This window comes from Blastocatellia bacterium, from assembly GCA_016713405.1.
GTDB lineage: Bacteria > Acidobacteriota > Blastocatellia > Chloracidobacteriales > JADJPF01 > JADJPF01.
This window is the reverse complement of record JADJPF010000020.1, coordinates 650,316-675,549: the sequence shown is the minus strand read 5'-3', so window position 1 is coordinate 675,549 and position 25,234 is coordinate 650,316. Positions and strand designations below refer to the sequence as shown.

General features: G+C 34.8%; 15 protein-coding genes and 5 pseudogenes. 12 read left to right on the top strand and 8 right to left on the bottom strand.

Going from position 1 to position 25,234, the window contains the following annotated elements; translation table 11 throughout:
• Positions 1-121: 121 nt before the first annotated feature.
• Complete coding sequence (locus tag IPK14_21295; protein MBK7995813.1) at positions 122-1,468, top strand: hypothetical protein; 1,347 nt, start codon at positions 122-124, stop codon at positions 1,466-1,468.
• Positions 1,469-1,508: 40 nt separating this feature from the next.
• Here the strand turns inward: IPK14_21295 and IPK14_21290 are convergent.
• The 7 genes and pseudogenes from IPK14_21290 to IPK14_21260 all read right to left on the bottom strand — a co-directional run bounded on the left by IPK14_21290 (position 1,509) and on the right by IPK14_21260 (position 9,347).
• Positions 1,509-2,869 (bottom strand): annotated as a pseudogene (locus IPK14_21290) (sigma-54-dependent Fis family transcriptional regulator).
• A gap of 21 nt (positions 2,870-2,890) precedes the next feature.
• Positions 2,891-3,547 (bottom strand): annotated as a pseudogene (locus tag IPK14_21285) (ATP-binding cassette domain-containing protein).
• A gap of 99 nt (positions 3,548-3,646) precedes the next feature.
• Positions 3,647-4,360: an ABC transporter ATP-binding protein gene (locus IPK14_21280; GenBank protein MBK7995812.1), complete on the bottom strand. Its 714-nt coding sequence runs from the start codon at positions 4,358-4,360 to the stop codon at positions 3,647-3,649.
• 30 nt (positions 4,361-4,390) lie between these two features.
• Positions 4,391-5,644, bottom strand: a pseudogene (locus IPK14_21275) (efflux RND transporter periplasmic adaptor subunit).
• 234 nt (positions 5,645-5,878) lie between these two features.
• On the bottom strand, positions 5,879-6,358 hold the full coding sequence (locus IPK14_21270) for a penicillin acylase family protein (protein ID MBK7995811.1): 480 nt from the start codon (positions 6,356-6,358) through the stop codon (positions 5,879-5,881).
• Positions 6,303-8,831, bottom strand: a complete 2,529-nt coding sequence (locus tag IPK14_21265) for a penicillin acylase family protein (protein ID MBK7995810.1) — start codon at positions 8,829-8,831, stop codon at positions 6,303-6,305. Before IPK14_21265 ends, IPK14_21270 begins: the two co-directional genes overlap by 56 nt.
• Before the next feature lie 192 nt (positions 8,832-9,023).
• Positions 9,024-9,347, bottom strand: a complete 324-nt coding sequence (locus IPK14_21260) for a winged helix-turn-helix transcriptional regulator (GenBank protein ID MBK7995809.1) — start codon at positions 9,345-9,347, stop codon at positions 9,024-9,026.
• A 329-nt stretch (positions 9,348-9,676) separates the two neighbouring features.
• Here IPK14_21260 and IPK14_21255 point away from each other — a divergent pair, with 329 nt between their 5' ends.
• From IPK14_21255 to IPK14_21205, 11 genes and pseudogenes are all read left to right on the top strand, one after another.
• Complete coding sequence (locus IPK14_21255) at positions 9,677-10,243, top strand: NifU family protein (GenBank protein ID MBK7995808.1); 567 nt, start codon at positions 9,677-9,679, stop codon at positions 10,241-10,243.
• A gap of 37 nt (positions 10,244-10,280) precedes the next feature.
• On the top strand, positions 10,281-12,122 hold the full coding sequence (locus IPK14_21250; GenBank protein MBK7995807.1) for a patatin-like phospholipase family protein: 1,842 nt from the start codon (positions 10,281-10,283) through the stop codon (positions 12,120-12,122).
• Between the two features lie 491 nt (positions 12,123-12,613).
• Positions 12,614-13,669 carry a radical SAM protein gene (locus IPK14_21245; GenBank protein ID MBK7995806.1) on the top strand — a complete coding sequence of 352 codons (1,056 nt, stop codon included), beginning with the start codon at positions 12,614-12,616 and terminating at the stop codon, positions 13,667-13,669.
• A gap of 147 nt (positions 13,670-13,816) precedes the next feature.
• A pseudogene (locus IPK14_21240) lies at positions 13,817-15,856 on the top strand (radical SAM protein).
• A 259-nt stretch (positions 15,857-16,115) separates the two neighbouring features.
• A complete protein-coding gene (locus tag IPK14_21235) occupies positions 16,116-17,327 on the top strand; it encodes a sterol desaturase family protein (protein ID MBK7995805.1) in 1,212 nt (403 codons plus the stop codon).
• Positions 17,328-17,531: 204 nt separating this feature from the next.
• On the top strand, positions 17,532-18,710 hold the full coding sequence (locus tag IPK14_21230) for a glycosyltransferase (protein MBK7995804.1): 1,179 nt from the start codon (positions 17,532-17,534) through the stop codon (positions 18,708-18,710).
• 73 nt (positions 18,711-18,783) lie between these two features.
• A pseudogene (locus tag IPK14_21225) lies at positions 18,784-20,486 on the top strand (glycosyltransferase family 39 protein).
• A 42-nt stretch (positions 20,487-20,528) separates the two neighbouring features.
• Complete coding sequence (locus IPK14_21220) at positions 20,529-21,605, top strand: ADP-ribosylglycohydrolase family protein (GenBank protein ID MBK7995803.1); 1,077 nt, start codon at positions 20,529-20,531, stop codon at positions 21,603-21,605.
• 84 nt (positions 21,606-21,689) lie between these two features.
• On the top strand, positions 21,690-22,091 hold the full coding sequence (gene queD / locus IPK14_21215; GenBank protein MBK7995802.1) for a 6-carboxytetrahydropterin synthase QueD: 402 nt from the start codon (positions 21,690-21,692) through the stop codon (positions 22,089-22,091).
• A 6-nt stretch (positions 22,092-22,097) separates the two neighbouring features.
• Positions 22,098-22,391, top strand: coding sequence for a hypothetical protein (locus IPK14_21210; GenBank protein MBK7995801.1), 294 nt, complete (start codon positions 22,098-22,100; stop codon positions 22,389-22,391).
• Positions 22,364-22,828, top strand: a complete 465-nt coding sequence (locus IPK14_21205) for a L,D-transpeptidase family protein (protein MBK7995800.1) — start codon at positions 22,364-22,366, stop codon at positions 22,826-22,828. The genes IPK14_21210 and IPK14_21205 overlap by 28 nt, the downstream gene beginning before the upstream one ends.
• Before the next feature lie 105 nt (positions 22,829-22,933).
• On the opposite strand, the gene IPK14_21200 is transcribed toward IPK14_21205, so the two are convergent.
• Positions 22,934-24,820 (bottom strand): hypothetical protein, encoded by a 1,887-nt coding sequence (locus IPK14_21200; protein MBK7995799.1) that lies wholly within the window; start codon positions 24,818-24,820, stop codon positions 22,934-22,936.
• Positions 24,821-25,234 lie beyond the last annotated feature (414 nt).

The following is a 25,234-nucleotide window of genomic DNA, read 5'->3' as shown; positions in this document are numbered from 1 at the left end:
TTCCGTAAAAAAGAGAAAAATTTGCAACTTCTTTTGCTTATCTGAAGTTTAATGTTAGACCAGTCTGAACCAATCTCTAAAACGAAAATATTAAGCCATTTACTAATTTTGAGGAGCAACTATGCGCTGCGAAACAGTGATCTCCGACTTCCAAGATTATTTGGAAGAAATAACTAGTAACATTGGTAAAGATCTCTTTGCCCATCTATACACCTGCGAATTTTGCCGTAAGGATTGCCAAAAGTTACTTTCTACTTTTCCAAGTAAAGAAAGGGTTTCTAATTTGGATTCTCCTCAATGGCAAGAACTTAAATTGCTAATTTCAAACCCTATTTCTTTAACTAAACCTATTGAATTTACTCTGTTAAATCAAAAACCACTTATTACTAATTGCTTTGATGAAGTAGAAACTAGCTTACGGGATTTTGCTAGTAGTCCTAAAGTTTTTATGATTGCAATTATTAATGATATTGGTCAAGCGCATAAAGGCCCCTACTGGGATAAAGGCGTTAGAGTAGCAACTTTTATTTGGCTTACTAGTGTTGCTTCCTTAATTTTCTATGGAGGTTTTGGGCTTGGATTTTCCACAGATACTAGCAAAATTACTCTATCTAGTAATACAGCCTTTCCCAACCAAGAGAAAGTTTATTATATTGCCCTTTCACCAAAGACGGCTGAAACACGCCTTACCATTGATAAAACTAGCCGTTTTGCTATTAGCAAAAATCAAAACTTAACTCTAACTGCAAACCATAAGCCCTCAAAAAAAACAAAACAAAATAGTCTTATGGCCTCATCTAGTACTAAAAAGTCAAAAAAACCTTTTGTTAACAGCTTTTTAGACAATAACAAAATCACATCCAACACAAAAACTAAAGATCCAAATTGCTTAGATGACAACAAAAATGGTGTCTGTGATAAAAACGAACCAACAACAGGAGAAATAATTTTTACCCCTTATCCAACAACTAATAATACTACTAGTTTAGGTAACAAATCAGTTACAGAACTGGCTTCTAATGCAACAGGAAAAGTTAGTTCAAAAGTCGAAAATCCAACAAACACAACAACACGTTCACCTATAAAAGTTGTAGTAACTCCTCTTAATCCAAATTTAAGAGTTGGTCAAAGTGGAGAGATAAGAATTTCTGTTAATACTCAACAATCTGTTAGTTTAAAGTTTAACTTACAGTTTAATCCACAAGTAATTAAAGTTAAACGATCTGTTGGCAATAATGCTTCTGTGTTATTTCCTCATGAAGTTGATAAGCAAATAACTGTTGCAAGTATTGGGATTTCTACATTTGGACATCCTGAACCAAATGATCAACATAACACTTTTTCAATAAACATTGAGGCTTTTGGAGCAGGAAAAGCTAATCTAAAATTAACTGATGTTACAGCCGAGTCAGAAGGCGAAAGTGTGCCTATAGGCGTTTTTTATAGCGATATGGAAATAAATAATTAAATTTCAAAGGAATGCGGGCAGGATGCCCGCACTTTGAAATTTATAGTTGGTAGCGTTGCAGTCGTCGGTAAAGCGCACTTCTACTTAATCCTAGTGCTTCAGCGGCACGACTAACATTACCTTCATAGCGAGCTAGAGCTTTTTTAATTAATGGCATTCTACATCTTCTAAACTCATATCCTCTAAACGTAGGGCAGTTTCGCGTCCAACTCTTAAACCTAAATCTGCGGCTTTTATAGAAGTTCCTTGAGCCATCAACACGGCTCTTTCTAATGAGTGATCTAATTCGCGTACATTGCCGGGCCAAGGGTGATTAAGCAATTCCTGCATAGCAGCATCATCAATACCTATAATTTTTTTTCGGTAACGTTGAGAATGTTGGCGTAAGAAATGTGATGCAAGTAATGGTATATCTTCACGTCGGTTACGCAAGGGTGGCAAGCGTATTTCAATTGTATTTAATCGAAAAAGTAGGTCTTGACGAAAACGGTTTATATTAACTTCTTCATTAAGATCAGCATTGGTAGCAGAAATAATTCTTACATCTGCTTTACGAGTACGAGAAGATCCAACGCGCTCAAATTCGCCTGTTTCTAAAACTCTTAGCAATTTAGTTTGAAGATTTAGTGGAACATTAGCAATTTCATCTAAAAATAATGTTCCTGTATCAGCTAATTCAAATCGTCCAACTCTTTCACTTTTAGCATCAGTAAAAGCACCTTTTACATGACCAAACAACTCACTTTCAAAAACTCCTTCTGAAAGTCCACCAGCATTAACGGTTACTAAAGACTTAGACGAACGTGAAGAAACCGCGTGTAAAGCCTGTGCAACTAAGCCTTTACCAGTTCCATTTTCACCAGTAATTAACACGTTAGCATCCGATGGCCCGACACGTGAAATTATTTGTAAAATAGGCTTCATTGTTGCAGATTCAGCAATCAACTTTGGGACATTTTGGCCCTCATTTCTAAGCAACTGATTTTCTGCTTCTAAGCGTTGTCCTTTTCTAAGTGCTTGTCCTAGTTCAATTTGGTTTCGTAAAATACTAATAAGACGGTCATTTTCCCAGGGTTTTTGTACAAAATCTCTTGCTCCACGTCGCATTGCTTCAACAGCAAGTTCAACGCTTCCCCAAGCTGTCATTACTACTATAGGCAAAGTGCTATCAACTGCGTGTAGACGGAAAAGTAAATCTAGTCCTTCTTGGCCTGATGTAGTGTCTCTTGCATAATTAAGATCCATTAATAGAGCATCAAAATCTCTTGCGTTAATGGCACTTAAAACGGCTGCTGGAGATGTAGCGGTTTCTATTTGAAACCCTTCGCTTTTTAGCAACAGTCTTAAAGCTTCTAAAATATGTGGCTGATCATCAGCTACTAAAACCTTTGGAAAATTCATTAACTAAACCTCAAAAAATTTTTAAACTATCCAACCATCCCTAAGTCTAATAACTCGATTACCATAACCAGCATTTTGCTCAGAATGGGTAACTTGGATTATAGTTGTACCACTTTGGTTAAGTAAGCGGAACATTTCCATAATTTCTCTTCCCTGATCTGAGTGTAAATTTCCTGTTGGTTCATCGGCTAAAATCAGCTTTGGTTTAGCAATAACAGCCCTTGCAATAGCAACTAATTGTTGTTGTCCACCAGACAGTTGATTAGGGTAAAGGTCTTTTTTTCCAACCATTTGAAAGCGATCTAAAACATCACAAACTATGCTATCTCGTTCACTTCTTTTAATATCACGATAAGAAAGAGGTACTTCTAAATTTTCATAAACTGTTAAATTATCAAGTAATTGATAGCTTTGAAATACAAAACCAATATATTTTTTTATGTAAATCTGATCTTTCCCTCTTACCTAATTTATGAACTGGATGATCTAAAAATAATATTCACCCGTCCAAGAACTATCATGCATTCTAACAAATGTAGCAAGGTGATTTTCCTGCTCCAGATATTCCATTATTGAAATAAACTCGCCTTCTGAAACATAAAAGGCTACTTTGCGAAGTACATAAGTTTTACTTACGCCATGAGAATAAACTTTATCTATATCTCGTAGTGATATCATAAATAAACCAGTAGATAGCCTAAGAGTATAACTTAGGCTATTATAATGTGATTTTGGTTGGTAAAAACATGTTTTCATCAACCAAGGAGTAGTTTTGTTCTAGGCAGTCGCACTATTGACAGTCATTCGCTCTTCTACAATACGACCATCAAAAAGATGGACAGTTCTATCAGCGTGTCGGGCAAATCGTTGGTCGTGTGTCACCATACAAATGGTTGCACCGCCTCGGTGTAAGTCTCTTAAAAGTTCCATTACAGCATCACCATTTTTTGAATCCAAGTTTCCTGTAGGTTCATCAGCCATCAAAATTAGCGGTTGCCCAGCAATTGCACGTGCAACAGCAACACGTTGTTGTTGCCCGCCGGAAAGCTGACTAGGAAGGTGTTTAGCACGATGTCCCATACCAACTTTTTCTAATGCTTCATTGACTAGTTTTCTACGTTCTGTGGCTGCCATACCTCGGTAAGTTAGCGGCAGTTCAACATTTTCATAAACTGTTAAATCTCCAATTAAATTAAAACTCTGAAAAATAAAGCCTATTTCTTGATTACGAATTCTGGCGCGTTCGGGTAAAGTTAGCTTTTCTACAGGTTTACCATTTAAGGCATAACTTCCTTGGCTGGGTGTATCAAGTAGACCTAAGATTGATAGTAACGTAGATTTACCGCAACCAGATGGCCCAGCAATAGAAACATATTCACCTGATCGGATTTCTAGCTCAATGCCTGAAAGGGCGTGTGTTTCTACTTCATCGGTATAAAAAACTTTAGTTACTCCTTCTAAGCGTATTAAGGGCTGGTCAGCTTTACTCATTGTTATTGTTCTCCTTGATTTATCAGACTTTTAATTTAATCGGACACGATTATAAGCATCCCAAGCAGACATATCGGAAAGAATTACTTGTTCTCCTACAGAAAGACCTTCTATAACTTCAATTGTATTAACAGAACTACGACCAAGTTTTACAGTTACACGAATGGCTTCTTTTCCAGTGCTATCTAGCTTAAATAAGCCTATTGTGCTATTAGCTTGACCATGAACAGGTCGACCAACATAAAGAATATTAGTTAAATTTTCTAACTCAATTGTACCATCTACGCTTAAATCAGGACGTGCGCCTTTAGGCAGTTATTCTAGTAAAGCAACATCTACAGTAACAGTGCCTTGTAACACGGCTGGATCTATTCGAGTAACTTGGCCTGCAATAATTCCATTACGAGTATCAATTGTAGCATTTTGCCCTACTTGAATATCTTTAGCTTGAGTTTCTGCAATTTTTAATTCTGCTTTTAAGCGACTAGGGTCGGCAACACGAGCTAGATTTGTGCCAATGGTGACTTGTTGGCCTACTTCAACTGATAATTGTTGTAAGACTCCATTGCTACCCGCGCGAACGTTAAGCGAATCTAATTGGTTTCGTCTTAGTTGATAAAGGGCGCGTAATTGGTCAGTTTTAGCTTGTTGAGCTACTAATTGGGCTTTAGTGGACTCTGAACTAATTGTTATACGTTTTTCTTCAATTTGGCAACGTGTGGCTAGTTCTGAAACTTTATTTTTAGCTACTTTATAAAGTAATTCTGAAAGTAACCCTTTGTTATAAAGTTCTTCGTTTGCTTCAGCTTGTAATTTTGCTTGGTTATAATCAGCTTGAACACTAGCAGCAATGGCTTGTTGGTCTAATTGTTGGCTTTCTAATTTTACTTGTAATGTAGCATAATCAGCTTCTGCGCCTTTTAGTTGAAGGTCTACATCTTGAACAGATTGATCAAGCTCTGGGTTGCTTAACACCATTAAAACTGTGTCAGGTGTCACCATTGCACCGGGACGGACAAGAATTTTTTCTACTCTGCCCTGAGTTGTGGCAGGAATAAAACGAATGTCTTCAGGAACTAATGTTCCTAATCCGCGAACTTGGCGCAGCATCGCGCCTTGTTTAACACTGTCAACCCAAATTGTAGAGCGTTCAACAGTTGGAGCAGCAGGTTTTAACTTTGATAGACCAACGCTAACACCAGCAATAACAACTAGTGTTAGGACTAGATAAACAATATTGCGAATTTTGCGGTTGCGACTAACGCCTTTGCGCTGAATGTCCATTTAATGCCTCCAAGCTAACTATAAAGAAACTTCTATGCCACTCAAGTATTATTAGTTAACTACTTATCTAATTGGACTTAGCTAAAATAACTAGAAGGAAAATCAAGATGTGGTGCCCGTTTCTGGGACAAGCTATTATCAAAAACGAGAACAATAATAGTATCAACAAATTATTAGCCCAGCGATCTATCTGCTGGGCTAAAATTTAACAAAATTGTTTATTTATAGTAAGACCTACTCTTTTCTGAATGGAGCAAAAGTAGTACGTTTTTCATTTGGTGCCGCAGTTGGCTTAGTAATATCACGTACAGGATAAACATCTGCTGTTAACCAAAACTGAAGTAAATTATCAAAGAATTTGCTATTAGGTGCTGCACTTTGTCCACCTGGTATAGCAGTAGTAAAATCAATTGCCCCAGGTTTCATAACAATAGTTGTGCGTTTGCTAGGCCCACTTCTAAAAGTAAAATCATTGACTCCCCTAGCTCTAACTGAATGTCCAGAAGCGTTTGGAACATCAAAACCTCCGTCTCTAGGTAGTCCAAAAAGCCCTGGAACTGGAGATTGGAACTTGCCATTAACAGAAGGAATTGTAAAATCAGTATTTACCCCTAACATACTTGGGAAGGAAACACGATGTAAAGCTCCCCAACGATAATCACTTTGTTTGGTAGAGCCTTGGAAAGCTAGAGCAAAATCTGGCCGCCAATGAATCTAAAGCACGTCGCAAGCTACGTAAAATAACAAAATCTCTTTGTACTTCAGGACTTGCACTATCTAAACCAGTATTTCCAAAGAAAAATATTCCTGAAACACCTTTTCCTTTGTTGGATGAAAATTTATCTAGTAAATTACGAAGAGATGCCATAGAGGTAGCATTATCAGGAAGTCTAGTTAATTGCATTGATTGAAGTGTGGCATCAATAGTATCTCTAACCATTTGTGAACGCCACAGGCTATAAATTGTGGTAGAAACACTATCATCAATTTGTTTTTGTGAAGGGTCACTGCCAAAAGCTACAAAAGAATCATAACCAGATTTTAAGCCTGTAGGGGTGCTAAAATCCCAAGTCTTAAAGCGATTTACAGCTTCACTTATACCTGCATCTTTGGCTAGTGCAGAAAGTTCAGTTGGAGCATTTACGGCTGTAGCATTAGCAAAAGCTTGTTGAATAAATGGCATTAAAATTTCTGCATCACGCATTCTTACATCTGCTTGAAAACGTCGGGCCATTTCAACTGTAATTTTCTGCCCGCTTGCAATAGCTTCTTGAATATCTTTTGTTAATCGTGCATTACGCGCACCCGAAGCATAACCAGTAGCAGCTAGATAATAGATTCCCCCTGTTGCTCGTTTACGCTCAAATGGGTTGTTGTTGGCTGTAATACCTGTTGGGTCAGCGTTTGCAGTAACTACAAAACCGTTGGTTGGATTGACGACTTGAGGTAGCTCATTAAAAGGCAAAATTTCATATTGTAAGACTTGGTTTGGTTGACGATTTCTAATGCTCATCCATTCATTACCAGTTACACCATTACGAATTAAAAACGGAGGTGCGCCGTTAACTTTACCTGCTTCTAGGTCTTCTCTTATAGGCACTTCGCCTGTTGTAAAATAAGCCATATCGCCTGTTGTGGTAATCACAGAAAAGTTTTGTGATCCAACATCAAAAAACTCTAATGCTTTTTTGAAATCATCAACATTTTTTGCACGGTTAAAGCCAAGAAATGTTTCTACTTCTAAAGTTGGCCCAAAGCCAGTATATTGCAGTGTTAAAGCTGTTTGAGCAGATAAGTTAATAGATACAATTGGGCCACCATTACGACGTGGAACAGAAGGAAATCGGCCAGGAACAGAATCACTAGCAGGTATCATAACTAAATTATCATTCATACCATCTACCACTTGATTTGCTCGGAAAAACTCATCTCGAAATATTACAGGTTCTTCTTTGCCATCATGAATAATTGATACACTACCAAATTGTGCTTTAATTTGTTCTTGATAAACATCTGTAACATCAAAGTTTGAAGTGGTTGCACCCCAAGCAATATCATCATTATGGCCTAAAACCACACCAGGCACCCCAGCTAAACTTACTCCTGTAACATTAAGTAATTTTTTGCCTTTGCCTTTTGTAACATTAAGTTGAACTTGATACCAAATTGGAGGAGTATTAAACCCTAAGTGAGGATCATTATTTAAAAGCGGTGCGCCAGAATCAGTTAGTCTACCACTTAAAATAAACCAATTGCTTCCACGATCTGGGTCATGACCTTCAGCACCATTAGCTAGCAGAGGAATATTTTTAACTTTATTTAAGTAGTCTTGAGCCATTTCTAAAGTTTCAGGCTTAATTGTGTCAGAAATATGTTTAGCCCATTTTTGCTGCTCTTGGACTTTAGCACTAAGTCTTTGATTATTAGCTTTAGTGCCAGTGGTAGAAAATGGCCGACCCGTTGCGTCAGGAATAGAAAAACTTGGGTCAAAAGGAGCTACACGAAATACATCTTCAAAAAATAATGCTGAACCATCAAAACCTTGCGCCATACCTGCTGCTTGATAAGCTTGTAAAGCTAATGTGTTGTTAATATCGCCTGTGTCAAAAGAAAGACTTAGTGCTAAACCTTTACCAACTAATAAACAGTCTGTTTCCGTCCACATACGTTTTTGGGTGATTTTTAATGCTTGATATTCTGCTGGTAGTGGGTTGTCTTTTAAGTAGGCATTAACACCATCACTATAAGCTTTTAAGAATTGTCGAGTTTCTTTTTGCATCATTGATAAAGCTTTGGTGACAGAAGCTTTAAGATTTAAGCCTCGCAATTGCACATCGCTAGATAAAATACTGTTATTTGGCCCAACGCCAAGTAATTCAGCTAAAGAGCCTTCAACCGTGCGACGTGTAACATCCATTTGGAAAAATCTATCCCGTGCATGCAAAAAGCCCTGCATAAAAAAAACATCCTTAAAGTTTTTGCCAAAAATATGTGGCGTTCCAAATTCATCTTCCACAACATCAACTTTTGCAGCAAGTCCAGGAAGTATTTCAGGATTCATTTCTAGCTTTTTTGATGTTCTAGGTTTAGCTAAAACTTCATTGTTTGCTATTGGCAAGCCTAAAGTCATTAATTGAAAACAAATTAAAAACAAGAAAAAATGTTTTAGTGTGTTAGTCCACTTCATAAAAGCTCCTAAGTTTTTATATGCTGATGAAATAAAATTTTTGTTGTTTAGCTAAATTGTTTTAGAAATTTAGAAAAATGTGTCGATTGAAACAGTTAAAACTTTTAATTTCGTTAGAGTCTTGGTAGCTAAGTTTAGTTAAGCTTTGACTTACTTGCAATAACTGAAAACAAACTTTGTAACTTAAGATAATTATTTTAATTTAAGACTAAGAGCATCAGCTTTAGCAGAAAATTTTTCCCGTAAACTATTACAAACTATTTCGCAAATATCAAAAATTACTTTATCAGAAATAGAGTAATAAACTGTATTTCCTTCTTGTCGTCGTGCTAGTAGGCCAGCATCTTGTAATAACTTTAAGTGTTTGCTTACATTAGGCTGACTAGAATCTATTACTTGTGTAATTTCCGAAACACTCATTTCACCATCATGTAATTCTTGTAAAATACGAAGTCTAATTGGCTCAGACAAAGCCTTAAAACGTTCTGCCACTAATTCTAATGCTTCCATTGACATATTTGGCTTACTAGAAGATTTACTCATAAATACCCACCTATATTTAATAATATAACTATATAAATATATAATTAATATGCTAAAAGAAATATATTATAATCAATAAGCTATTTGCAAGAAATTAAATATTTTAGTAGGGATAAAAAATATAGCTTATAGATTATATGTGTATGTTAAAAGCTATTATTAAATACAAGATTTTACTACTTAGTTTTTTGTCTCCAATAAATACACTTATCGGTAAGTAGTGCAAAGCTAGTCGCAGCTAATTATTTAAGTTGTTATAATGAGCGCAAAATAACAACTTTATTTTGGAGGAATAAAAAATAATGAGTCAAGCAATAATGATTAAAGCTAATGTAGATAAACAAGACATAAATACTTGCCGTTTTATGGCAGATAGACCGCTAATTAATGGTACTGCTAGTTTTACAAGCAAAACATCTGCAAAAGGAAACGCTTTAGCAGAAAACCTTTTTAGCATTCCTGAAATCAAAAAAGCGGAAATAGCTGACAATGTATTAACTGTTGTAAAAGATGGTCATGATGATTGGTCAGTTATTGGAAAACGTATTGGCGGCTTTATTCGCGCTTTTTTACAACCAGAAGTTTATGCTAACACTCTATCAACAGAAGAGCTTAGAAAAAAAGTTCAAGAAGTATTAGATCTACAAATTAATCCTAGTGTAGCTTCACATGGTGGTTTTGTAGATTTAATTAATGTAGAAAACAATAATGTTTATATTCGCATGGGTGGCGGTTGCCAAGGTTGTGGCTCGGCTAATATGACTTTGAAAATGGGAATTGAACGTATGATTCGTGAAGCAGTTCCTAGCATTGGACAAATCTTAGATGCTACAGATCATGCTGGTGGTGCAAACCCTTATTACCGATAAGTAAATTTACTTTCCTAGCTTAATATAGTAGGTAATTATGTTAAAACCGTTCTTAGAAAATGCTAATCCTAATCTACCTAAATTGGGCTTAGCACTTTCTGGGGGCGGTTTTCGTGCTTCTTTCTTCCATATTGGCCTACTAGCACATCTAGCTGAAATAGGATTATTAAGACAGGTGGAAGTTATTTCTACTGTCTCAGGTGGTTCCATTATTGGCGCACTTTATTATTTACATCTAAAAAATTTACTGGAAACCAAGTCTGACGATGAAATTTCTAATAAAGATTACTTAGATATCTTACAAAAAATAGAAGTAGATTTTCTTAAAGCTGTTCAAAAAAATATTATTATGACAGCTTATAAGAATCCTTTTAAGACTATCCGTATGGCTGGGGATAACTATAATTCTAGCATACGTTTAGCAGAGCTTTATGAAGAGCATTTTTATAGACCAGTTTTTAATAAAAACAGCAAAGAACCTATAAAAATGTCTGATTTAAAGATTATTCCTAAAGGAGAAAATAATAATTTTTACCCCTTAAAAGATAATCCATCCCGCCAAGCAAAAGTCCCCGTTTTGCTTATCAATGCTGCCCTCTTAAACACTGGTCGCAATTGGTATTTTGAAGCTACTCATATGGGAGAACATCCCCGTGACACCCTAGATTGGCAAAGTGTAGATAAAAACCCTAGATTACTTAGACCAGAAAGCTACCAAAAATTAAAAGATAAGCATAAAAATTTTCTTTTAAGCCACGCTGTTGCTGCCTCTGCTGCACTGCCTGGTGTTTTTGCACCAATAAAAATAGATGGGCTATATCCAGATGATATTCAACTACAATTAGTTGATGCTGGAGTACACGATAACCAAGGAATTGCAGGGTTACTTACTTTTGGTTGTACAGATTTTATTATTAGTGATGCTTGTCGTCCGTTAGAGTTTGAAACGCGCCCAGATTTACGTACAGATGGTTTACTTCTAAGAGTAAGAAGTATGCTAGGAGATCGACTTAGAGAAGAACAACTCTTAAGAATGCTAACAGGTAAGCATAAAAACCATACTGCTTTTATTCATTTAAGAAAAAACTTTCCAATTACTACTAAACACCACTTATCAGACTCTAATAATTCTCTAAGCCCTGATTTACCAACTACTAAGTTAGATAGTGATAAAACTGGCATAGATCCAAAAGTTCAACAGTTATTAGCACGAGTACGAACGCATTTAGATTCATTTACTAACTTAGAAGCAGATTCCTTGATGTATTATGGCTATAAGCTTAGTGAGCAAACTTTTGACCAAACATCTTTTCAACAAGTATTTATTAAAAAACAAGCTAATAAGATAAATTGGAATTTTCTAAAAATTGCTCCTCTAATGCGCCAACCTACTGAAGACTTTTTATTTCAGCTTAAAGTAGCTACTGAAAGATTTCTTAAAGTATTTCGCTTAAATTCTCAAGTAAGAACTATTAGTTTAACAGTATTATTTCTAGTTTTTCTTTTAATTCTTCTTGGTATTTTTTCTATTTTAAGCATTATTTGGAATATTGAGCATGTCCAAACAATATTAAATATTCCTTTAAATCAAGCAATATTAACAATTAGCCCTATTTTAGCAATATTATTGTTCTTACGTATAATTTTAGCTAAATTTTATTCAAAATTAAGACAAAACTGGTTTAATTTCTGGGCAAAAGCCTTACTTCCTGCATTATGTTTTCCTTTAGTTTGGTTACATTTATTTGTCTACGATCGCCTATTTTTACAAATAGGCGAATTAGGAGAATTAAGAGAATTAAGAGAATTAGACAAATCAAATGACAATCTTTCAGAACTTGATCCAGCCTTAAATGAATTAGCAGATCAAAAAAAATAACCTCTTAATTAATATTTTGTGTCGTTTTGATACAGGAAAAATTTTTGTTAAACCTTCTGTGAGTCAATAAGACTCACTAAAATCTACTCTTGACTAATTAGTTAACTATAAGATTAAAAGCCTGTGTCATTTCGACACGCAAGCATTTTTTGCTAAAAAGCACAAACTATTTTATTATTTGTAACTTATTGTAAATAAAGCTATTAAATATTCTACTCTGAGTGGCATAAATTTTGCTTTAGCTTTAAGACAACACACCTAATAAGCTGAAACTAATCTATATTTAATGCTAATGTGCCAAAACCTACCTAAAACAGGCCACTAAAAGCAACTAGTTCAGCTAAAGGTACAAAACAGAGAAGCAAAGCTTGTTGAAATAGAAAATTAGTGCTATTTTCCTGATCTTGTTCTAAAGAGCTCTATAACTTTTAAGCTATGAATGTAAAAAAACTCGTGCCGCTTGGCAACGAAAGGTAAAAGAGCTAAAGTTTATCGCCAAAGGACTTACATCAACTAACCATCCATTAGTTGCTCATATTATACCTATTCGCAAATGCAATTTATCTTGTGTTTATTGCAATGAATATGATGATTACTCTAAGGGTATTGCTTTAGAGACAATGAAAAAGCGAATTGACCACTTAGTTAAACTAGGTCTTTCTGCTTTGGTTTTTAGTGGTGGTGAGCCTCTTTTACACCCAGACTTAGATGAAATTATTGCTCATGCCCGTAAATCAGGTTTGTTAGTTGGTATGATTACAAATGGCTATCTGCTTATGCCAGAGCGTATCAAACGACTAAATGAAGCAGGTTTGGATTATATGCAAATTAGCATTGATAATATCCAACCTGATGAAATTTCTGTTAAAAGCTTAAAAGTATTAGATAAAAAACTGCAAATGCTCCAAGAACATGCAGTTTTTGCAGTAAATATCAACTCTGTTATTGGCGGTGGTATTCGTACCCCAGAAGATGCCCTAGTAGTTGGAAAACGAGCCGTAGAGCTAGGATTTTCTACTACTGTAGGAATTATTCATGACCATCACGGACAACTAGGTCAACTTAATGAAGTTGAACAAAATATCTTTATGCAGTTAAGAGATTTAGGAAAAACTAGTTATGCTCGCTTTAATCGCTTTCAGGATAATTTAGCTACTGGAAAAGCAAATGATTGGCGTTGTCGGGCTGGTAGTCGTTACCTTTATATTTGTGAAGATGGTTTAGTACACTATTGTTCTCAACGCCGAGGCTATCCTGGAGTAGATTTACTGCAATATACAACACAGGATATTGTCCGAGAGTTTAACACCAAAAAAGATTGCGCACCTTATTGCACAGTAGCTTGTGTGCATAAAGTAGCAGTAATGGATAACTGGCGTTCGGCTCCACAAACTTTACCAGACCCAGTAAGCCTTACTTTAACCCCAGGCCGAGCTATTGCTGAAGAGTTAAAACTAGTATCACTAACTTCTAAAAAATCTAAGAAAGTAGCTGCAAAAGCAACTTCAACCAAGTCCGAAAAAGAAGAATTAGTTAATGCTGGATAAAGTTAATTTTCTTAATAACAAGCTTTATTTTGTTCTTAGCCATATGGCTAATTTTTTAGGTGATTAAAAACAATATTTTAAGACTAGGGGAATAAAATCCCTAAATTATGCGACCAATTAAGTCTGCTTAAGGAGAAAGATAAAAACATGTCATTGAAAAAAATGGTAGAAAAGGGATTAAGCGTAGTTGCTGGCAAAGCATTCAATGGAATTCAAAAATTAAATCAATTTCGTCCCAACCCATCTTTTACCCCTAAATGGTCAGAAAAACCTATGCTCAAGTCTTGGCAAAAATCCAAGCCTGTACTAGGTTGGCCTCGTACTACAGATTCACTTTGCCCAAAATGTGTTATTGAAGCACGAAACCAGATTATTAATGGTGAAAAAGATTATCGTGTATTAATCAATGAGCAAGTAGGCGAAGTAAAAGCTCAAATTATTGAGCGTGATGGCGAAGTTTGGATGGTAAAAGAATGCCATAAACATGGCAAAATCGAAGACATGATGGCAATAGACTCCAAATTCCTAGAACACATTGAAGCAATGTTTCCAGGTCGTGATATTTGGGCGCACAATGACGAGAAATTACATAATTATGGCAGCAGCACAATTAAACATGGTTGAGGTGCAGTTTTAACAGTAGACCTTACTAACCGTTGTAACATGATGTGTGACCCTTGTTTTATGGACGCAAACCAAGTTGGTTTTGTTCATGAACTAAACTTTGACGACATTAAACAAGTTTTAGATAATGCAATGCAAATTAAGCCACGTCGTCAAATGTCAGTACAATTCTCTGGCGGCGAACCAACAATGTCACCTTATTTCTTTGATGCTATTCGCTATGCTAGAAAAGTTGGTTATAACAGTGTTCAAGCTGCTACTAATGGAATTGAATTTGCTAAAGATATGACATATGCTAGAAAAGCTGCTGAAGCAGGCTTGCGCTATGTTTATCTACAATTTGATGGCATTGGTAATGATGCTAATAGCCATCGTCAAATCGGCAACCTCTTTGATGTTAAGTTAAGAGCTATCAACAATATCCATGATGCTGGTATTGAAATTGTTCTTGTTACAACCCTAGTCAATGGTGTTAATAATGATCAAGTAGGTAGAATCGTAGAGTTTGCATTACAAAACCCCAAAAAGATTGCCTTCCTTGCTTTTCAACCAGTTTCCTTTACTGGCCGCGATGAAGAAATCACCGATGAGCGTCGTATACGTCAACGCTATACCCTTTCACATTTAGCACATGACGTTAAAAACCAAATGAGCATAACCGAACCTACTCGTGATTGGTTCCCACTTTCTTTAATGAGTTCCTTTGCTGATTTTGCTGATTTAGCATTTGGCCCAAAGGCTGAATGGGGACAAGTAAGCTGTGGTTGCCATCCTAATTGTGGTGTAGGTACAGCATTAATGGTTAACAAAGAAACTAAAGAAATGGCACCTGTTCCACAATTTCTAAATATTCCTGGACTAGTCCAAGATATGACAAAAATTACTGATGCTGCCCGTGGAAAATGGATGTCTAATCTTATGATGGGTTTAGCCTTACTTAAAAATTATAATCCTTATGGCGCACCTAAGAGCTTTTCACTAGGAGCAATGTTTAAGAAATTTGATAAGTCATTTGGCTTAACTGGTAAGAGTTACGGTAAAGTATCAGGTGATCGCACTCGTGAAGATATTGAAAAACGACGTAGCGACCCATGGAATTTCTTGTTTGTTGCTGGTATGTGGTTCCAAGACCTCTTTAATTACGATTTCCGCCGTACAGAAATGTGTATTATTCCTTATGGTACTCAAGAAGGCGAGATTTCTTTCTGTGCCTATAATACTGGTATTGGTTGGAGAAATATTATTGAGAATATGCACCAAAATGCTACTGTAGCTAAATGGTACAAGGAATATGGAAAACACGAAGTTTATGCTAATAACAGAAATGTAAATCTTGGCTCTTTTGATCACAAATTAATAGTTAATGATGAAGCAGCTAATGCAATTCGTGACCGTGATAAGACTAAGCCAATGAATGCTAGAGAAGAAGCTAGAATGATGAAAAAACTTTATCAACAAAACGTTCTTAAACAAGTTGGAGAAGCTGAACCAGCCGAAGGTAAATTACTACAGCTTGGTGTGAAAAAACGTAAAGATAATACTCCAGCCGGTGTTGGTGATTAATCTGTAAAGTTATTTAACTAAATAAACCGATAAACCCAGTAGAGTCTAATTAATTCTGCTGGGTTTGTTATTTTGTTAATAAAATTTTTGTAAAATTTTTCCAGTGGTCTTACCAATTTAGCTTGGCTAGATAACCAAAAACAAGCATAATTAGAAGGCTTCAATTAATCCAAAATTTTTATTTATGTTATTTATTTGAAAGGTGATAAGTTGTGCTAGTTATATTGCCTTAGCTATTCCAGTATTTTTTATTTTGATTATGGTAGAAATTTTTGTTGCTCGCCGACAAGGTAAAGCTCATTATTATCGGCTTAATGATTCAATTACAGACTTAACTTGTGGTATTGGTCAACAAGTAATTCATATTTTAAAAAAAGGCTTACTTTTAGCAGGACATTTCTATCTATATGAAAATTATGCACTTTTTGAATTACCAGTTTGGCTAATGTGGGTAGTAGCAATTGTTGGTGTAGACTTTTTTTATTATTGGTGGCATCGATTAAGTCATGAAGTAAATTTTCTCTGGGCCATTCATGTAGTTCACCATCACAGCGAAGAATATAACTTATCTGTAGCCTTGCGTCAGGCATGGTTTTCTGGTTTTAGCATTTGGCCTTTTTATGCTCCATTAAGTTTATTAGGTGTACATCCTGCTATTTTACTTACAGCAGAATCAATTAGCACACTTTATCAATTTTGGATTCACACGCGTACAATAGGCAAATTAGGCTTTTTTGAGTGGTTTTTCAATACTCCAGCACATCACCGTGTCCATCATGGCCGTAATGTTAAATATTTAGATCGTAATTATGGAGCAATTTCTATTATTTGGGATCGAATATTTGGTTCATTTCAAGAGGAAGAAGAAGAACCTGTTTATGGAACAGTTTCACCTTATACAAGTTGGAATCCTATTTGGGCAAATTTTCATTATTGGGTAGATTTATTTAAGCAGGCTCAAAAAGCACCTTATTTTGTTGATAAAATTAAAGTTTGGTTTATGCGTCCAGGATGGCAGCCACGCGGACTAGAAGCTAAATATGATATAGAAAAAATTATTCAACCTGAAAGGGCTGTTCGTTTTAATACCAAAATTTCATCAGGGTTAGCTATTTATATTTTTGTAAACTTTATTTTTGTAGCTTTGGCTACAAGTGGGTTAATGTTTTTTGAAAAAGCTTTACCACTATCTCAAATAGTGCTAGGAATTATACTAATTTTATTTACTTCATTAATTTGGGGAGCGATGTTTGAAGGAAAATCTTGGGCATTTCCAGCAGAGATTTTTAGATTAATTTTAATTGCTGCAATTAGTACAAGTTACTTTTTATTAAATCAATTACCTCTTTTAGCTCTCTCTTTAACAATAGTTTTATCTATAGGCTTTTTATTTTGGCTACTGCGCTACCGAAATGACTTTATAACTAGTAAAAACACTATAGCTAAAAATGAACAAGTAGCTACTGTTTAAGTAGCTACTAACTTTGATTAGGCTTAATCACGCTTAATTATTTTTTCTACAGTATTAGCTAAAATTTCAACATAAAGCAGAAGTAGTTGAAATTTAGTCTAAAACCACCCAAATTTCTAGCATCTGTAGAATTATTTTTTGCTGCTGATATACTAGCCGGTTATAAAAATTTCAACTAAAAATTTTTTATATTTTGGAGCAACTATGCTGCATTGGGCAGTTATTGTCTTACAGCTAATTTTAACAGCCATTATCATTGGTGGCATTGTTTATTATTTTCTAGGAATTATTGCAGCAAAAAAGTTGATTAAAAGACGACCTAAAGCTTTTATGGCTAGTAGTTTAGGAATCAGCATATTAAAGCCTCTAAAAGGTGTTGAGGATGGATTAAAAGAATATTTAACAAGTTTTTACTTACTAGATTATCCTAAATTTGAAATTATTTTTGCTGTTCATACTAAAGATGATCCTGCTGTTGAAGTAGTCAATAAGCTTATTTCACATTATCCACAAGTCAAGTCACGTCTAGTAATTGCTGAAAATCCACCTTATGCTAATGCTAAAGTATATAGTTTAGAACAAATGGCAAAAGTAGCAACCTTTGATATTCTGGTAATTACTGATAGTGATACTTCTGTAGCAAAAGATTACTTAAATGCAATAGCTGAAGCTTTTCAATCTGAAAAAGTTGGAGCAATGACTAATCTTTATCGCGGAGTTGCAGCAAATGATTTTTGGTCAAAGCTTGAAGCTTTGGGAATGAGTAGCGAGTTTATGTCTGGGGTAATTGTGGCGGAATGGTTAGAGGGGATGAAATTCACCCTTGGCCCATCAATGGCTATTCGTAAATCTAACCTGGCTCAAATAGGTGGATTTGCTGCAATGGCGGACTTTTTAGCTGATGATTTTGTGCTAGGCAATTGGGTAGCAGAAAAAGGTGCTGAAGTAGTTTTATCAACTCATGTAATTAATCACCATGCAACATCCCCAGGTTTTTTACTTAGTTTTAAGCATAGACTTCGCTGGAATCGTAGTACTCGTTTTTCTCGTCCATCTGGCTACATTGGACAAGGTTTTACTTATGGATTATCTTGGGCATTTCTAGGAATTTTTCTTTTACCTTTTCCCTATGGCCTTTTTTTATTTTTATTTACATTAATAATTAGATGGTTTTTAGCAATTCAAGTTGGAGTTTATCTTTTAGAAGATAAAACTATTTACAAATATTTATTTTTAATTCCACTACAAGATTTTATTAGTTTTGCTTCCTGGTTAGGTGGTTTTTTAGGAAGTGAAATTTCTTGGCGTAACCGTCGTTTCCGAATTGTCGCCGGTGGGCGATTTATTCCTATAGAAGGTGAAGTAAAAAATGAGCTTAGTTAATCGTTATCAATGGGGAGTAATTTTAATTGCTGCTGGTGTGTTTTTGCTAGCCTGCATTTCCCCTCCTGGTTTAATGGATGATGTTGATGCAGTACAAGCACAAATCGCGCGAACTATGCTAGAAACAGGCGATTGGATAACACCTCACCTTAATACAATTGCTTATATGGAAAAACCCCCCTATGAAATACTGGCTAATAGCTAGTTTTTTCTCTATTTTTGGGGTACATGACTGGGTTGCACGTCTTCCAATCGCGCTTGGAGCAGTAACTTTAGCTTGGGTTGTTTTTCTTTTTGGCAAATGGACTCTTTCAGAACGAGCAGGGTTTCAAGCTGGACTAGCTATTGCAAGCTGTATTGGGCTATTTCTTTTTACTCGAATTTTAATTGCTGATGTTTTGATAGCATTAACAATTACAACTTCTCTTTGGTGCTTTTTACGTATTATTGATGATGATGAGCCTAAGCCTTTGCTTTATTCAGTATTAGGAGCAAGTTCTATTGGTTTTGGTATTTTACTTAAAGGATTAATTGCTTTTATTTTTCCAATAGGAATCGCTGGTTTATACCTAGTCGTTAGCCGACAAATTTTAGAAAAACGTGTTTGGCAACGTGTTAATTTACCTGTTTTTATCCTAGTCTTAGCTGTAATTGTTGCCCCTTGGCATATTTTAGCAACCTTAAAAAATCCTCCTTACTTTGATTTTTCACTTGTTAGCGAACCGGGAAAATATCGTGGTTTTTTCTGGTTATATTTTTTTAATGAGCATATTTTGCGCTTTTTAGGTCGCCGCTATCCAAAAGACTATAACACTGTCCCATTGCTTTCATTTTGGTTACTTAACCTAGTTTGGTTATTTCCTGGAGTAGCTTTTACCTTCACTTAAAACACTAGCTTTTACTTTTACACCAAAAAACCGTTTGCAACGAGTTTGTTTATTAGCTGTGTGTTGGATAGCAACCGTTATGGGATTTTTTAGTCTTTCCACAACTCAAGAATATTATTCAATGCCAATTTATCCTGCGGTTGCCCTGCTAGTTGGCCTAGCACTTGACAAAAAGAGTGAGTTACCAAAATTTGGTTTATGGTTAATCACAATTGTTTCTACCCTAGCCAGTATTGCCATAATTGCAATTTTATATCTAGTAAGAAATGTTCCTGTGTCAGGAGATATTTCTAATGCACTAGCTAAAAATGAAGATGTTTATGGTGTTTACACCTTATCATTAGGACATTTTGGAGACTTAACCCTAAATTCATTTGCTTACTTAAAATTGCCGTTAGTAATGGCTTTAATTAGTATGTTACTAGGGTTATCAGTAATATTTTTTGCTAGGAAAAATCGAGATCGTGCTTGTGTAATTTTAGCAGTAATGATGATTATTTTCTTTCAAGCTGCACATCAAGCTTTAGTGGTATTTGAGCCTTATTTAGGCTCACGTCCTTTAGCCGAAGCCCTTGTAGATGCTCCCAAAGGACTAGTAATTTTGATAATCAATATTACATTTTCATCAGTCTTTTTTTATGCTCATCCAAAAGAGCTGTTTTACTTAATGGTAGGATCAATAATTTAGAATATGGGTCATATGCTCCGGGCGCGCCAGACGTTTTTATTGATGACAGAATTTAAGGCATTATGGGCAAAACCCGATCGCTGTTATTTGTTGGTAGAAAAACCTTCTTTTGCTAGATTACAAGAGCTTGCTGGCAAAGAAAGTTTTTATCTAGTGCGTGAATCAGGCGGAAAATTACTACTAACAAATATTAAGTTCTAAACATCCACTTAGTTATAAATTATTTAGTATTATCAGACCAAGATGTCAGACAATCAACAAAATAATTCTAATCAATCAACAATAGTTGGTTCAATACTTGGAACGGCTGTTGGTGATGCGTTGGGATTGCCTTATGAGGCTTTGTCACCTCGTAGAGCAGCAAAATTACTAGGTAAAGCTAATAGATATAGATTTTTATTTAGGTTTGGAATGATTTCTGATGATACCGAGCATACTGCTATGTTAGTACAATCGCTAATTGTTGCAAACCAAGATGTTAAAGCTTTTCAAAAAGAATTTTCTTGGCAATTAAGATTATGGGCAATTTGTTTACCTGCTGGAGTAGGTTGGGCAACATTACGAGCAGTTATAAAACTTTGGTTAGGTTTTAATCCTAATAATAGCGGTGTCTTTTCTGCTGGAAATGCTCCAGCAATGCGAGCAGCAATACTTGGAATAGCAATAGAGGATTTAGAAGAACTAAAAGCTTTTGTTAAAGCTTCTGCCAAAATTACACATACAGATCCAAAAGCTGAATATGGAGCATTAACGGTTGCTTTTGCAGCTAGAATGGCAGCAACAAAACTAGATATTTCACCAAAAGATTTTTTTCAACAGCTAAGGCCTTTGCTTGTTGGCGGAGGAGAAGAATTAATAAATTTAATTGAACAGGTTGTTAAAAGCGTTGAAAAACAAGAGCTAACTATTACTTTTGCAAAGCATTTGGGTTTAGCAAAAGGCGTTTCAGGCTATGTTTATCATACTGTACCTGTTGCTATTCATGCTTGGCTAAGTAATCAAAAAAACTTTTCTAAAGCCGTTACACAAATTATTGAATGTGGGGGGGATGCAGATTCAACTGCTGCAATAGTTGGGGGTATTGTTGGTGCTAGAGTTGGTAAAGAAGGTATTCCAAAAGATTTACTTGAAAATTTATTTGAATGGCCTAGATCAAGAAAATGGCTAGAAAATTTAGCTATAGAGTTAAGCAACTCATTAAATTCAAACCAGCCAAGAAAAGTTTTAAGATTACCTATTTATCAAGTATTACTGCGTAATATCTTTTTTATAATTATTATCTTGCTACATGGGCTTAGACGATTATTTCCACCCTATTAGTTCTAAATCAAAGTCCTCTTTACTTATTTCTTTATTATCGCCAAAATACAAAGTCATTTTAGCCAATATTTCGGAGTAAGCTTAATGTTTCAAGTAACAAAAGAAATTTCCTTCTCTTACGGTCATAGGTTAAGAGATTACGCAAAAAAATGTAAGGATTTGCATGGTCATAATGGCCGTGTAGAAATTACCTTAGCTACAGATAAATTAGATTATCGGGGAATGGTTGTTGATTTTGTTGATATTAAAAATATTGTACAAAATTGGATTATGTCAGAACTTGACCATAAACTTTTACTAAGAGAAGATGACCCTCTAGTACCAATACTTACAGAATGTAATGAAGTTTTTTACACAATGAAGGAAAATCCAACAGCAGAAAATATTGCTAAATTAATTTTTGATTATGCTCGCTTGCAAAACCTCCCTGTTATATCTGTAAAACTTTGGGAAACAGAAACCTCTGTTGCAGTTTATATGGATTAACTGTTTATGGGTGAGAAAAAAGATCTGCCAAATAAAATAGCTAATAATAAATTAATAGTTTTATTGGTGGTAGGTGTTATTTTTATTACAGCAATTTATTTTTATCGTTCTTCCCTGTCTGAAAATATTAAATATAAATTAGCAGGAAAACGAACAACAATAGAAGCAATTCAAACCATTGAGTCAGATGTTAAGAAGCGATTGCCAATTAATTTTAATGAATTTAAAGAACTTACATTGATTGCATTAAAGGATGAGAAAAAGCTAGAAGTTTGGGGAAAAAGGATAGCTGGCAACTAATTAAGACCTATGATTTTACAGCATTTAGCGGAAAATTAGGGCCAAAGCTAAAAGAAGGAGATCGTCAAATTCCAGAAGGAATCTACAGGGCAGAAGGTCTTAACCCTAATAGCAGCTATCATTTATCCATCAAAGTAAATTATCCTAATCAGTTTGATAGAAAAATTGCTAGCCAGCAAGCAAGAACAAATTTAGGTGGCGACATTTTTATTCATGGAAAAGCGGTGACAATTGGCTGTATTCCTATTGGAGATACGGCTATAGAAGAGCTTTTCTATACAGTTTATTCAGTTGGAAAGGACAAAACTAAAATTATTATTGCTCCAATAGATTTAAGAAAACGAAAAATAGAAGAGTTAAAAATAGAATATCTATGGCAAACAGACTTATATAGTAATATTAGTAATGAATTAAGTCATTATAAAACTTCTAGCTAAGTTAAGATTAAAAATTTACTGTATAAAAACTAAGAAGGTGTAGATTAGTTTATCTACACCTTCCTATTTTTGAGGGAAGACAAGCAATAGCTTGTCACGAAAAAATCATTCAATTACGGTTAAATTCATTGTTGCCATTTGTATTCTACCGCTAGAATCTTTAGCTAAAAACCTAACTAAATGTGTCCCTAGTGGTGTTTTATTTCTAGCTTTTAGCGTTATCTCTGCCATTGCATCAATGGTTGTTACTACTGTTGGGGCTGCTTTTATCTTTAATTGCTTAGTATCAGCTACCCAAATCATTACTTCATCAGAAAAACCATTAAAGCGTTCTATACCTATCATTACAGGAAAGCTTTCACCTTGTCGAAGTGTCATTGATGATGGTTGTAATCGGATACGAAAATCTTGCTCAACGGATCCAACTTGTAGCATTAATCCATAATTATGAATAACTTGACCTGATCGACCTGTAATATGTACTAAATATTTACCCATAGGAGTTTTATTTAGCACCATTATACTAACTTTAATGTTTTCACCTTTTACAACAGAGCTAGTAAAAAATACTCTAAAGTTTTCTGGATTAGGACTAATGTTAATGTCTAGGTCTACAACATCTTTAACAGCAGCAAATGATTTAACTTCTAAGGAAAAATCTGCAATATTGCCAGCTTGAGTTAGTATTTTAGAGCGATCTAGTTCAATACGAAAATCTTTCAAAATAGTGGTTAAGCTACGTGTATCTACTAAATAAGTGTCTATGCTAGGCATACTTTCTACATTTTCTCGCCAATTACTAGCAAATAATACTCTATCTAAATTTTTACTAATCGTGGCTTGTGGTTCAGCTTGAGCAATGCTGTTATAAGCATCTGGAGTAGTAGGAGAAAAACGACGGCTACGATGATGTGCAAGACGTTGTACTCTTTGACTGCCATCCATATTTAATAAAAAAATTTCATCTTCAAATGGTAGCCAATTGTCTATACTATCTGTTAAACGTGCTTGGTTATCATAAGTACTAATTAAAGACCAGCCATAACGCATAGCATTACGACAAGAAACACTAGCATTAAATTCTGGAGAAAGAGTTAATAATGTTGTCATTTCTCCATCAATTAGGCGATATTTTTCAATCACAGTAGCATTAGTTTCTAGTTTATAACGGCTAGCAACTAATACTTCCATTCCATTAGAATCTATAGCCAAATCGCTATGTTTAATATCTAAGTTATCTCGCCATAAAACATTAAAATTTTGATCATAAACTTCTATTGCATGAAAGAAAGTATTCATTTCTGTTTGGTAATGAACAACAATAAAATTTCCTTTTGGAGAAACAGAGATTCCTGAAAAATCAGCAAATCTATTAAGAAATGTTTTTTGGCCTACAATTTTATCCATCCAAAGATCATAAAGAACTAAATGTTCTAGCTTAAGACTTTGAAGTTTATTAGTTTCACCAATAAAGGCATAATAGCGACCATTATCAGACAGATTACCTTCACCACGACTACTTGCTATAACATACTCAGAAAAAGAGCGAATAAGTTTTACTTCATCAGTAATTACATTGTAAGAATAGAGTGCATTTCCTGGGTTGTAAATTATTGAAAAAGGGTCGGTTGGATGCCAAAAGATGTCTTGGCCCGATACACCCATTAGTATTTTCTTAAACTCATAAGTTTGAGCATCATAAAGTAAAACAGAATCATCGCCATTTTTTAGAATCATTAAGCTTTCGTCTATGTTCCAAGCTTGGCGTTTAGACAAAAGTGGGAAAGAGCCTTTCATATTAGCAGTTTGGCTATCTGTTATTCTTACCATTTTTGTAAAAAAATCAGGCTCTTTAACAGCCATTCTTATTTCAGGTTTTGCCATTGCTGCTTGAGGTATTCGATCATGATTAGTAATTTGAGCTAAAGTATTTGATGGCAATACATTAAGGCTAATCAAAATTAATAGTAGTGTAAATATTACCTGTTTCATAATCCCTCCTCTTACTTTAATACTAATAAGTAGTATTTTATCTAGCCTATATCTTTAGAAAGATTAAACTTAAATTTCTAAGAACTTTATCTAGCTTATTTGAGCAACAAATAAAGCAACCATTATTCCAAACTTATATTAAACCAGTAGGTTTAATATAAATTTGATAAAACTATTTCTATTTAATAAGATAAAGCTCTTGTTTTACTACAAGTTAGATCTTAAGTTAGAATAAAATTGCATAATAGTAATAATACGAATTAAAAATTCTTAAAATTGTATAGTTAAAAATGGTTGTCTAGGAATGGGGAAAATTAAAAATCTTTTGCTAAATTTGGTGAAATGTTCGCAAAAACAATTATTTAAAACCTATAAAAGCTGTCCTATCAATAGATTAATTGCTGGAATAAAAAT